Origin of the sequence: Pseudomonas serbiensis, assembly GCF_030580745.1 — a bacterium.
Classification (GTDB): domain Bacteria; phylum Pseudomonadota; class Gammaproteobacteria; order Pseudomonadales; family Pseudomonadaceae; genus Aquipseudomonas; species Aquipseudomonas serbiensis.
Window position 1 is genome coordinate 1 of record NZ_JAUQOO010000042.1, and the last position, 12,579, is coordinate 12,579.

The 12,579-nt window shown below is 54.8% G+C and carries 9 protein-coding genes and 1 pseudogene; 8 read left to right on the forward strand and 2 right to left on the reverse strand.

All coding sequences use genetic code 11. From position 1 onward, the window contains the following. Positions 1-128: 128 nt before the first annotated feature. A pseudogene (locus tag Q6A51_RS27030) lies at positions 129-293 on the reverse strand (PAAR domain-containing protein); the annotation flags it as partial. Between the two features lie 320 nt (positions 294-613). Between Q6A51_RS27030 and Q6A51_RS27035 the strand changes: the two are divergent. The 3 genes from Q6A51_RS27035 to Q6A51_RS27045 are packed head-to-tail and all read left to right on the forward strand — an operon-like array spanning position 614 to position 5,466. Next, positions 614-1,633 carry a tetratricopeptide repeat protein gene (locus Q6A51_RS27035; RefSeq protein WP_304576160.1) on the forward strand — a complete coding sequence of 340 codons (1,020 nt, stop codon included), beginning with the start codon at positions 614-616 and terminating at the stop codon, positions 1,631-1,633. An 18-nt stretch (positions 1,634-1,651) separates the two neighbouring features. Then, entirely contained in the window at positions 1,652-4,720 is a 3,069-nt protein-coding gene (locus tag Q6A51_RS27040; RefSeq protein ID WP_304576161.1) for a hypothetical protein, read from the forward strand. 2 nt (positions 4,721-4,722) lie between these two features. Next, positions 4,723-5,466, forward strand: a complete 744-nt coding sequence (locus Q6A51_RS27045; RefSeq protein ID WP_304576162.1) for a hypothetical protein — start codon at positions 4,723-4,725, stop codon at positions 5,464-5,466. Between the two features lie 403 nt (positions 5,467-5,869). Here the strand turns inward: Q6A51_RS27045 and Q6A51_RS27050 are convergent, their stop codons facing one another. Beyond that, the gene (locus Q6A51_RS27050; RefSeq protein ID WP_095067512.1) at positions 5,870-6,760 is read right to left on the reverse strand and encodes a LysR family transcriptional regulator; all 891 of its coding nucleotides are present in this window, start codon (positions 6,758-6,760) and stop codon (positions 5,870-5,872) included. 193 nt (positions 6,761-6,953) lie between these two features. Between Q6A51_RS27050 and speB the strand changes: the two genes are divergently transcribed. From speB to Q6A51_RS27075, 5 genes are all read left to right on the forward strand, one after another. Beyond that, positions 6,954-7,913 carry an agmatinase gene (gene speB / locus Q6A51_RS27055; protein WP_025261377.1) on the forward strand — a complete coding sequence of 320 codons (960 nt, stop codon included), beginning with the start codon at positions 6,954-6,956 and terminating at the stop codon, positions 7,911-7,913. A gap of 239 nt (positions 7,914-8,152) precedes the next feature. Beyond that, the gene (locus tag Q6A51_RS27060; protein WP_304576163.1) at positions 8,153-9,676 is read left to right on the forward strand and encodes a purine-cytosine permease family protein; all 1,524 of its coding nucleotides are present in this window, start codon (positions 8,153-8,155) and stop codon (positions 9,674-9,676) included. Continuing rightward, complete coding sequence (locus Q6A51_RS27065; protein ID WP_201000009.1) at positions 9,673-10,533, forward strand: sugar phosphate isomerase/epimerase family protein; 861 nt, start codon at positions 9,673-9,675, stop codon at positions 10,531-10,533. Before Q6A51_RS27060 ends, Q6A51_RS27065 begins: the two co-directional genes overlap by 4 nt. Further along, a complete protein-coding gene (locus Q6A51_RS27070) occupies positions 10,530-11,567 on the forward strand; it encodes an isopenicillin N synthase family dioxygenase (RefSeq protein ID WP_304576164.1) in 1,038 nt (345 codons plus the stop codon). Before Q6A51_RS27065 ends, Q6A51_RS27070 begins: the two co-directional genes overlap by 4 nt. A 32-nt stretch (positions 11,568-11,599) precedes the next feature. Continuing rightward, positions 11,600-12,397, forward strand: coding sequence for a transporter substrate-binding domain-containing protein (locus Q6A51_RS27075; RefSeq protein WP_304576165.1), 798 nt, complete (start codon positions 11,600-11,602; stop codon positions 12,395-12,397). Positions 12,398-12,579 lie beyond the last annotated feature (182 nt).

Here is a 12,579-nt window from a genome sequence, read left to right on the forward strand (position 1 = left end):
CAACATTTCCATGCTGATCACCCTGTGTTCTCCTGCTCAAAAAGTGAGCAGAAGCAGTTGAACACCTGGGTCAGTTTTCAGTCGGCAGAACAGCCTCTACTGGGTCAGTTTTCGGTCAGCGGCAACAATACAGCCAAAGCCAGGGCGCTGCCACATGTGCAAGTATCGCCTTGGCGGGCTGCTGCGAGTCCATCGAAGAATACGTCAGGTGATCCAGAGGAAATTGCCTTGGCACCATGCCCTGGCATTGGGTAACTGGTCGGATCGCTTATACGTGCGGCAGGCTTTGCCATGTGTGACTCCATGTCAGCGGACTTTAGCAATGGGCGACTTTATCAGAAGTTTTTTGAAAGCGAAGCTGTACCGCCTCCCGTGCCTGCTTCGACAGTCATACATCGGTTGCGCTTGTTGCGGATGTTTCGCTGGTACAGCAACGCGGATGATATTCTGGCCAGCCTGGATAAACCGAAACTCGATTCCGAGGACGCTGGGGACCCGGTTTGAATATGTTATGTGGATAATGGCAAGGTGTGGATTTGATAGAGCAGGCGATGGTGAGTGTGCCGTCTGACAGGGGCAGGTGAAGCTTTTTTATGTTTTCTGAGTGATTGATATGAGCCGTATTGCCAAGAAAAACCACGTTGCCGCTACGATAATTTTCGCGGCTTCAGGGCTGAGCCTGTTTAGTGGCAGCGCGTATGCGAATGATTGCCCGTCTGGTGACTTCACCAGATTTCTCTCGGCGTTTTCCGCTACCCCTGATGCACAGCAGCGTTTTACAGCGATGACCGTAAAGACTTTAGTCTTGAAACCTGCCGCACAATCAGATCAATTTGAGCCTCTGGCAACCGGGGTTACGAAGGCAGACCTTGCATTTCCCCTTATGGCTCCATTGGCTTCTGATAATACGGAAGGCGTTAAAATCCAGAAGGTAGACGACAGTCATATTACAGTCGTTGATAAGCGCGCCGGTAATAGCAATATCAAGGTCTTCAACTTTTCTCGGCAGGCGTGCTGGGTGCTTGAAGGTCTTGAAGACTGGTCCATCAATGAAAAATATCTTTCCGCATCAAGCAAGCCAGAAATGGGCCGTGCTGAGAGCTATTGCTTCCAGCGTGGTGAGGTTTACGCTGGATTGGGCGGTCTTGGGCAGTACCGGCTTTCGAGGGAGTTCTTTGAGGCTGCACTCGAAAACTATATATGTGCTGCTGCTTCGGGTGACCCGCAAGCCAGTTTAGAGGCTGCCAGTTTGAGCCTTTCGGGGATGGCACCTCAGTTGGAAACCCCAAAGGTTGAGGCGCTTTTAAAGGCTGCGGCGACCACTTTGGCTGATGGTGCCTCGGGTTTGTCAACGTTCTACTGCTACGGTAATACCATCGCAGGCGAAGGCGCATGCCAGAACCCGGAGCTGGCTGAAAAAGAGCTTATCCGAGCAGCGTCCATGGGCTCTGTCGACGCGATCAATTATTTGGGATACACCTTTGAACGCGGTGAGCTGACGACCAAGGATGTGCCTAGAGCAATGGCTTGTTACCGTCTGGCTGCCGATAAAGGTAATCAAACAGCCGCCATGAATGTGGAACGACTGAAAACGCAAGTTGCTGATATGACAGCGGCTAGAAATTGCTATTAGTTTTTGCAGGATGCATAAATGACGGAACCACTTGACTTAAAAGATAACTACACCGGTGGCGATTATATTTACGAAATGGGCGGTGATGGTTTTACTGTCGTAGATGGAAAAAAGCAAATTGATTGCTCCCATATGGTTAACCTGTTGCTGAAAGGTGCTGGTTACAATATCCCCTATGAAAATACAAGTGCAATGAGTAACTCTACTTATTACACAGCAGTATTACCGCAGGACGTTAAGCCGGGAGATATTGCGCTTTGGATCAATGTAAAATCTCTCAAAGGGAATAAGACTTTATTTCACACGGGTATTGTTGAAAGCTTTGATTACACAAAAAATGCAGGGTATTTTTTTGGTGCGCAGACGAGTACCGGACCTGCCAAAGCAGTATTCGGTCCCAAACCTCCCAGTTATTATTGGCCCGTTGCCACGAAATTCCTTAGGGCTAAGGAAGAGTTCAGGACAGGAACTACTCCAGCGCCTGCTGCTGCGCCGCCTCCCACTCCTGCGCCTGCCGGGCCAGCGCCGTTGATGAATTTCCATTACCCATTCCGTAAAGCAGACGGTAAGCAGTTCACCGATGCGGAAGAAATCTACAAGGCACTGGAAGGTGAAACGTCAGGCCATTACCTCTTGGGTAACAACAGGTTCTGGCATGGCGGGATTCATATCTCAGACAAAAGCGCTCCACAGTGCGTGCTTAACGAACCCGTACGCTGCATGGCCGATGGTGAGGTTGTCGCCTATCGCCTGAACCAGGATTACCTGGAATCGACCTTCGGTGACAACGAGAAGAAGCTGAAGTATTCCAACTCTTTCTGCCTGGTGCGCCACGAATACAAATCAGCGCCAAACCCGGAGGAAGGGCCGAATAAAGGCAAGCAGAACAAGCTGAACTTCTACAGTTTGTACATGCACCTGTTGCCTTACGCTCGCTACCCGCTAGCCCCGGAAGAAACACCAAAGCCAGTCGTTACGATGAACGTTGGTGATTACAAGGCCTACGACAAGGCTCGCTGGGCAGAGGGTGCCCAGTCTTATGGCTTGATCAAGAAAGGGACAAGGCTGGAGATTATTGATCAGGCCAGCGAAGGGATAGAGGTATACGCCAAGGGCAAGATTCTTGTCGGGTCGGTAAAAAGTGGCTCAAGTACGACACGTAACGTAGGCGACGAAATCTGGTTCGCCTACAAGAAAAACGATGCGCCTTACAAAAATTCCGGTGGCGACAAAATCTGGACGGCAGACAAGCTCGTTGAGCGTCTGCGCCCAAACTATTGGCAGGGTAAGGTAAAAGCGACTGCGGCCATCAAGCTTGATCTGTACAAGGATCCGGCGAATCCACAAAACGGCCAGCCAGCGGGAGACAAGTACAGCATCCAACTCAACGCCACCAGTATCGTAGAGTTCGAGAGCAAAGAGGTTCTGACTCTCAACGTGGGGGGCAAACTCCGCAGAATGGCGAAATGCACCTACGTCAGTGGCGAAGTCGCTGGTGCAGGGACCATACCGCCAAGCTTTTGGATATGTGTGGAAAACGAGGCAGATTACAAAGTGGTCGAGTGGACATCCTTGACCCCTGGCAGTTTTGACTCGGTTGAGACGGCCAGTACAGGCATCAAGGCTGGTGATCCCATTGGCTATCTGGGGCTGACCGAAAACCTCACCGGTGAAGAGGGCGGAGTCAGCAGCAAGCATCAGGTTCACGTCGAGATTTTCACCGCCGAAGCAGAGGTCAAGGAATTCCTCAAGAACGTCGCAGGCTTGAAGACAGGCAAGCAATATCTTTATTTGGCAAAAGACGCAAAGCTCAAGATAAAAGCCTCTGCCACTGAGACTCCTGCACTCAAGAAAGAGCATGCAATCGATTTAGCCAAGGCACCCGTCATCAAAGAAGATGACAAAGACTGGTACGAAGTCAGCGTCGTTGATGACAACCAGACGCTTACCGGCCTGGTGAAAAAAACAGGCGCGCAACTGATCACCCAGCATGACTGGGAAAAGCTGGGTTTCCAGATTGTCGAAGAATCCAATCCCACGGCTGACGGGTTTCTCGATCCCGATGATATGCCGCCATTCTTCAAGGACTTGTTCGCCAAGATCGATAAGAACAATGACAAAGAAGTCAGCTCTGACGAGTTGTCCGAAGCATTGAAAAACAAGGATACGAGAGATCAGTGGTCGAAGCTGATTGCTTGTCATCCGACGGAGTGGAGGGACAAGTCCGGTTCAGCGAAGTGGAGCAAGCTTGATACGCTGCTGGAGACATCGCCGAAAACGCTCAAGCATGAGAAAGAGCGTATTGATAAGTATGTGTTTTGGGATGAGTTGTCTGGGAAGGCGGCGATAGGGTCGAGTCTGGTTTGGCATTTTCATCCGGTTGAGATGGTAAGTAATTTCTTGCGCAAATCTTCTTATATTGATCTCGAGCGCTTCATTGCTATGTATGGCGAGAAACACTCTACTTTTCAGGAGAATACTCCAGCATTCTCCGAGAAATCAAAACAAAATCTCACGGAGATTGTAAATAACATAAATCTGTATATCGAAAAAGAGAGCATCGTTTTGACGAGGTATGAACTAGCCTATATGTTTGCTACTGCTAGACATGAAGCATATGACTTTCTTGAGGTCGAATTTTTCAGCTCCGCCCCGGAGATCGGCCCGGTATCTTATTTTAATAAATATGATCCAGTCCTGGCAAATACCGAAGCGAGAAGAGCAACAGCCATCAGCTTTGAAAACACAGTTCCAGGTGACGGTTTTAAATATCGTGGACGAGGCTTGGTTCACTTGACCTGGAAAAAGAACTATAGGAAGGCTACTGAAAAGTTTGGCATCGACTTTGTTTCCAATCCTGAGCTGGCTGCTGAATTCAAAAACTCAATCCCTATTATGATCTGGGGTATGAAAGAAGGAGTTTTCAGTGGTGCAAAAATTGGGACATATATTTACAATGACCATACAGACTATGTGGGCGCTCGAAAGGTTATCAATGGAACCGATCAGAATACATTAATTGCAAGTCACGCTGTAAAATTTGAAGAAATATTAAAAGCAACATCAATAGCTCCAGAGAGAAATTAACAATGAATACCAAAATAGCTTTGTTCATGCTCTGCGTTTTTCTTGGAAGCGCCCATGCGAGTGAGTTAGTAAAAAACGCTGGCAATGAAGTGTATGAAGTAGATAAAAAGAATACTCAGGACTTAAAAGTTAGCTGGTCGGGTGGAAGCACTATAGCCAAAGGAGTTATAGGAGAAAAAGGAGAGATTACTAGAGACTTGGTGAGCTTTAACGGCAAGAAAGCGCTGCACTACGAAAATCTAGCGTCTCGAACTCAATTTGAGGCATACGTCACGCTAAAAATAAATAATAATGAATTGCTTGTTGACTGCGTATACGGAAATATTCGCAGCGAACAAAATGGCACTTTAATCAATAAGGCTGTTTGTGGCTTAAATGAAAAGTTGATAGCAGATTATGAGCAGTTTATTTATGAGTACTCTGAGGTTTGGAAGGGCGAGGTCGCTCTAGCCGCGACGAAGTCGCTGATGCAGGATCCTTCGACTCCTGCATCGGTTGAGGATGCGGTTATTAAGGATATAAAAATATCACGGATCTATGCGTCACGAGACGATCTAATTTTCAATTTGCCTTCCACAATTATTTCGCAAAATGAACGCACGCATAGCTTTGGGCCTAAAATGATATTTACTGTTTTCAATAAGTCAAACTTGAAAATGCCAGATCATATTGAGGTCGCATCTGAAAGACTAGAGGCACCATTTGAAAAAATGGGTTATGAGCGTTTGTCAAATTTTTTAAAATAATTGCAACTTATCAAGGAAGGCATTATTGATTTTCATGCCTTTCCTTTGATTTTGTGCAGTGAAATCTTGGCATCTAGCGCCGAAGCTTTGCCATGTGTGACTCCATGTCAGCAGACTTTAGCAATGGGGGACTTTATCAGAACTTCTGTGAAAACGAAGCGGGTCTGGGCCTTGCGGTTTGACTGGCATCGAGCGCAGATCAACCCCGGTGTACTTGCCACTGCATTATTTTGAGCGAGGAATTCGTTGACTGAACTTCAGTTTTCGCGGGCAAGCGCGCTCCTACGGTTTGGTCGTAAGATATTGAATTTATTTGGATGGCTTCTTTGCGCTGTCGCGGGCAAGCCCCCTCCCACGGGGGCGCATTTCTTCTCAAGTGCTGCGTGAAGGCTACTGTTCACACCTATTCCTCGAAGCATCCTTTCAACCGATCCCGAAAGCTCTTTATCAGTGGCTCCTTCGATCTCCCGCGTCTCAACGCCAGTGAAAACGGTGCCTGATACCCGAACGTTGTCGGCAGCAACACTTTCAGCCGCTTCTGATCCACCCAGAACTGCGCGTAATGCTCCGGCAAGTAGCCGATGTAGGCCCCGGACAGTACGAGTATCAGTTGCGCTTCCATGGATTCGACCGTCGCGGCGCTGTGCTTGAAGCCGTGGCGGGCGAGTTCGGCCTGGCTCCAGTAGCCGCGGCCGACCATGCGTTGTTGGGTGATGACTTCGGCGGGGATGCGGCGCTGGTCGAAGAGTTCGTGGCGGTCGCTGCAATACAGCCAGTGCTGTTCGCGGTACAGGCCTTGGTACATGAGGCCGTTCATGCGGATGGAGAAGGCGCCGATGGCGAGGTCGATGCGGTTTTCCTGTAAGCCCAGTTGCAGTTGCGCGGGGCTGAGTACCGAGAGGTGCAGGTGTACGGCGGGGTGTTCTTTGCTGTAGGCGCCGATGACGTCGGCCAGTGGCAGGGCCGGGTCGCTGACGGTGGTGTCGAGCACGCCGAGGTTGAGGGTGCCGCGCAGTTCGCCTTTGAGGGCGGCGCTGTAGCGCTCGAAGCCTTCGAGTTCAGCCAGCAGGCGCAGGGTTTCCTGATGGAAGAGTTCGCCTTTGCTGGTGAGGCTGAAGCCGCCGCGGCCTCGGTGGCAGAGCACAAGGCCAAGCTGGGTTTCGAGCTGGCTCATGTAGGTGCTGATGGCGGAGGTGGAGAGGTTGAGTTCCTGTTGTGCGGCGGCAAAGCCCTGATGGCGTACCACGCTGGCGAAGATGCGCAGCAGTTTGAGGTCGGGCAGGGCTGAGGACATGGGCGCTCCTGTGAATATGGCTGTCGCCAGCAAGCTGCTTCCCACAGGGATTGGTCGGGCTGGTACGAGGTGGCAGTGTATCTGGCGATAGTTTAGAAATCTCTGAAGTAATTATTTGCTGGCAGCGATGTGTCTGGTTATCGCGGCTCTCCAGAATGGCCTCACTTTCAATGAGAACAAGGTGAGGCCTCCCGTGGACAAGACTTTCCACCAGCCCCTGGGCGGCAATGAGATGCCCCGTTTCGGTGGTATCGCCACGATGATGCGCTTGCCTCATGTGCAGGCCCCCGAAGAACTTGAGCGTCTGGATGCCGCGTTTGTGGGTATTCCGCTGGATATCGGGACGTCGTTGCGTTCCGGTACTCGTTTCGGGCCGCGGGAGATTCGGGCCGAGTCGGTGATGATCCGTCCTTACAACATGGCCACAGGCGCGGCGCCGTTCGACTCCTTGAACGTGGCGGACATTGGCGACGTGGCGATCAATACTTTCAACCTGCTCGATGCGGTGCGGATCATCGAGGAGGCCTACGACCGGATTCTCGGCCATGGCATTGTCCCGCTGACCCTGGGCGGCGACCACACCCTGACGCTGCCGATCCTGCGTGCCATTCACAAGAAGCACGGCAAGGTCGGGCTGGTGCATATCGATGCCCATGCCGACGTCAACGATCACATGTTCGGCGAGAAGATCGCCCACGGCACTACGTTCCGCCGCGCTCAGGAAGAAGGCTTGCTGGACAGCGACCGCGTGGTGCAGATCGGCCTGCGCGCTCAGGGTTACACCGCCGAGGATTTCAACTGGAGCCGCAAGCAGGGTTTTCGTGTGGTGCAGGCCGAGGAGTGCTGGCATCAGTCGCTGACGCCGCTGATGGCCGAGGTGCGGGAGAAGGTGGGTGGCGGGCCGGTGTATCTGTCGTTCGATATTGACGGCATCGACCCGGCCTGGGCGCCCGGCACCGGCACGCCGGAAGTCGGCGGGCTGACCACGATTCAGGCGCTGGAGATCATTCGCGGGTGTCAGGGGCTGGACTTGATTGGCTGCGATCTGGTGGAGGTGTCGCCGCCTTATGACACCACCGGCAATACCTCGTTGCTGGGCGCCAACCTGTTGTACGAAATGCTGTGTGTGTTGCCGGGTGTGGTGCGTAGGTAAAGCCCCCTGGAAGTAATGCTGATCAGTGAAGGTCATGAATTACTTTGTGGGAGGCAGCTTGCTGGCGACTTCACGTACAGACGCAGCATATCTGCTGGTTTTCAGGCCTTTTTCGCCAGCAAGCTGCCTCCCACAAGTTTGTGTGTACCTTGACTGATCGGCATTACCCAGTAGAGCGATAAAGGGTCAGCGTGCCTGCGCTGGCCTTACAACAACCGTGACAGGCGCTGGAGCAGCACATGAACCATTCGACGCGAATTGAAACCCGCATAGAAACCTTTGGTGTCGAGCAAATACCCGACAGCCAACGCCATGCTTCCCCTATCGATCTGTTTCGCCTGATTTTCGGTGGTGCGAATACCTTTGCTACCGCTGTGCTGGGCAGTTTTCCGGTGTTGTTCGGGTTGTCGTTTCAGGCAGGGGTCTGGGCGATTGTGCTGGGTGTGCTGGTCGGGGCGTTGATATTGGCACCGATGGGTGTGTTCGGTGCGATCAATGGCACCAACAATGCGGTGTCATCCGGCGCGCATTTCGGTGTACATGGGCGGATCATCGGCTCGTTTCTGTCGTTGCTCACTGCCGTGGCGTTCTTTTCCCTGTCGGTATGGAGTTCCGGTGATGCGCTGGTGGGCGGCGCACGGCGGTTGGTGGGCTTGCCGGAAAACGATCTGAGCCTGGGGCTGGCCTACGGGTTGTTCGCGGTTCTGGTATTGATCGTGTGCATCTTTGGTTTTCGCTTCATGCTGTGGGTCAACAAGGTTGCGGTTTGGGCGTCGAGTCTTTTGTTTCTGTTGGGCATTCTGGCCTTTGCCGGGCCGTTTGATGCGGGGTATGCCGGCAGTGTCAGCCTGGCTCAGCCGGGTTTCTGGGCGGCGTTCATAGGGGCAGCGCTGCTGGCGATGAGTAACCCGGTCTCGTTCGGGGCTTTTCTCGGTGACTGGTCGCGCTATATCCCGCGCGATACTTCCAGGGTGCGAATCATGCTGGCAGTGCTTGTGGCACAGGCCTGTACGCTGATTCCGTTTCTGTTCGGGCTGTGTACCGCAACGTTGGTGGCGACCCAGGCTCCGCAGTACATTGAGGCGAACAATTATGTCGGCGGTCTGCTGGCCATTTCGCCAGGCTGGTTCTTTCTGCCGGTGTGTCTGATTGCAGTCATCGGCGGGTTGTCGACCGGTACCACGGCGCTGTATGGCACCGGGCTGGACATGTCGAGCATGTTCCCGCGCTTGCTCAGTCGTGCCGGAGCCACGCTGCTGATCGGGCTTGCCGCCATCGCCTTTATCTTCATCGGCCGCTTCACCTTCAATCTGGTCCAGAGCGTGTCGACCTTTGCGGTGCTGATCATTACCTGCACCAGCCCGTGGATGGTGGTGATGATTCTCGGTCTGGTCGCACGTCGCGGCTTTTATCACGCCGATGATTTACAAGTGTTTACCCGTGGTCAGCGCGGTGGACGTTACTGGTTTAACCATGGCTGGAACTGGCGTGGTCTGGGAGCGTGGATTCCCAGCGCGGTGGTTGGGCTGTGCTTCGTCAACGTGCCGGGCCAGTTTGTGGGGCCGCTGGGTGAATGGGCGGGCGGTATCGATGTCAGCCTGCCGATCACGCTAGGCCTGGCGGCGTTGCTGTACCTGACATTGCTGCGCACTTTTCCTGAGCCGGCTTCGGTGTATGGCCCCAAGGGTGCCCATCCGATGCTGGGCCGCAAGGCCATGAGCAACGTTGCCCGATCCGCCACAGGTGGGGAGGCTTGCCCATGAAACTGGAAGTCTTTCGCACGCTGTGGGGTTATCGCGACACGTGGCAGCAGGCGCTGGATGAAGCCCATGCAGCGGGTTTCGATGGCTTTGAGGCGCGTATTCCCGAGCAGCAGACCGAGCGTGCAGCGTTCGCGGCTTTCCTGCGTGACAACCGGGTGCCGTATATCGCGACGCTGTTCACTTCCACGCCGGTGTTGCCGTTGCAGTCAGCCACACCGGCTGAGCATCTGGCCGATTTCAGGCACAAGTTGCAACTGGCCGCTGAGCTTGAGCCGCGCTTTGTGAATGTGCTGGCTGGCAATGACCGCTGGCCGCTGGCCCGGCAGGTGGATTTTTTTGGTGAGGCGCTGGAGATTGCATCGCGCAGCGGCCTGATTTGCAGTTTCGAGACGCATCGGGCGCGTTCTCTGTTCAATCCGTGGCTGACCCTGCAACTGATCGAGCAAGTACCGGACCTGCGTTTCACCAGCGATATCAGCCATTGGGTGGTGACGTGCGAGCGGCTGCTGGACGACCCGGCTGACGATCTCGGGGCCTTCGTCGAGCGCGTTCATCACATTCAGGCGCGGGTGGGTTACGACCAGGGCCCTCAGGTGCCGCACCCGGCGGCTCCTGAATACGCTGCGGCGCTGGCGTTTCATCAGCAGCATTGGGAAGCGATCTGGCGTTCGCAACTGGCCCGTGGTTTTACCGGGACCACCTTGACGCCCGAGTTCGGCCCCGATGGTTATCTGCATCATTTGCCTTTCACCGATGTGCCGGTGGCCGATCTGTGGAGCCTCAATGCCTGGATGGGCCGCACCGAACGCGAGCATTTCAATGCCTTCTCCAAACGTCCAGAGAACTTGCAGCCATGAGTGAACGTTCAGCCTTCACCCGGATTCCCGTGGTCGATATCCACGGCCTGTTCAGCGAGCGTCTGGAAGACCGCCAGACTGTGGCTCAGGCACTTGGCGATGCGGCCCGGCATGTCGGGTTTCTCTACATCACCGGCCATGGCATCGCGCCAGAGTTGATCGACAACCTGCACCGTGCCGCCGAGCAGTATTTCGCCCAGCCGCTGGATGCCAAGATGCGTCATTACATCGGTGCTTCCCAGACCCACAAGGGGTTCGTGCCCGAAGGCGAAGAGGTATATGGCACCGGTAAGCCGGATCACAAGGAAGCCTTCGATATCGGTTTTGAAGTGCCCGCCGACAACCCGCTGGTGCTCGCCGGCACGCCGCTGCTTGGCCCCAATGACTGGCCTAGCCTGCCGGGTTTTCAGGCGGCGGTGCAGGCTTACTACAAAGCGGTGTTCGCGTTGGGGCATCAGTTGTTTCGCGGCTTTGCCCTGGCCCTTGGGCTGGATGAACACTCCTTCGATGACATGGCCTGTTTCCCGCCCTCGAAGCTGCGCCTGATCCATTACCCCTACGACGGCGAAGCGCAGGACGCTCCCGGCATTGGTGCTCACACCGACTATGAATGCTTCACCATCCTCAAGGCCGACCAGCCGGGCCTGGAGGTGATGAACGAGCAGGGCGAGTGGATCGACGCACCACCCTTGGGCGATGCCTTTGTGGTGAACATTGGCGACATGCTGGAAGTGATGACCGCCGGTGCTTTTGTCGCCACCGCGCATCGCGTGCGCAAGGTCAGGCAGGAGCGTTATTCGTTCCCGCTGTTCTATGCCTGCGACTACCACACCCTTATCAAACCGCTGCCGCAGTTCGCGGCCGGTGAGCAGAGTTATGAGCCCATCGCCATTGGCGAGCACATGTGGGCCCAGGCCTTGCAGACGTATCAATACCTTCGCCAGCGCGTGGCTAGCGGGCAGATTGCCTTGCCGGAACGCGCCAGAAAGCCTTCAAGCTTCGGGCACCTGAAAAACCAGAGCGTGACTTTGTGATCTGCCTTTTCCCTCAACCTGGAATGACGACTATGCAAAACACCACGCTTTCGCGCCTTGCCACTTCTGTGCTTGGCCTGTCCTTGTTGTTCGCGGGCAGCGCCCAGGCGGCACCGACTGCAACGCCCGGCACGCTCAAGGTCGGTATGGAAATCTCCTATCCGCCGTTCGAGTCCTATGACGGCGACAAGGTCGTAGGCTTTGACCCGGAAGTGTCCGCCGCGCTGGCAAAACAGATCGGTGGCCTGAAAGTCGAATTCGTCGACACGCGCTTTCCGAACCTGATCCTGGGCCTGAATGCCAACCGCTTCGACACCATCATTTCGGGCATGTACATCACCGAGGAGCGCACCAAGCAGGCGGAAGCCATCCCTTACGCGAAGGTCGGCGCAGCGATCATGGTGCGCAGCGACAGCACCGCCAAACCGCAGCAGCCTGAGGACTTGTGCGGCCTGAAAGTCGGCCTGCAACAGGGCACCAACTGGATCAACCAGCTCAAGGCGGTATCCAGCGATTACTGCGCCAAGCAGAACAAGGGCGAGATTGCGATCAGCGAATTCCCGACCACCGCTGAAGCGTCCCAGGCGCTGATGTCCGGCAACATCCAGGCCCACCTGGAAATCTCCGCCGCCGCACAGATGATCATCGACAAGGCCCGTGGCCGCATCGTCATCAGTTCGCAGAAGTCGCTGTACGCGCAGACCCTTGGCATCTACGTGAAGAAAGGCAACACCGAACTGCTGGAAAAACTGCGCAGTGCGGTCGAGGCCTACAAACAGAGCGACGAATACAGCCAGTTGCTCAAGAAGTACAACCTGGACCCGGCGTAACACGCCTGTTTTCACCGGGCCAGACGACATCGATATGTCGGTTTCACTGGCCTCGTGGGGGGGGGGGGGGGGGGGGGGGGGGGGGGGGGGGGGGGGGCGGGGGGGCCCCCCCCCCCCCCGGCCCCGCGCGCCTAGTACGGGGGGGCGGCCCCGGCCCGGGGGGCGGGGGGGCGGGGGTCGCG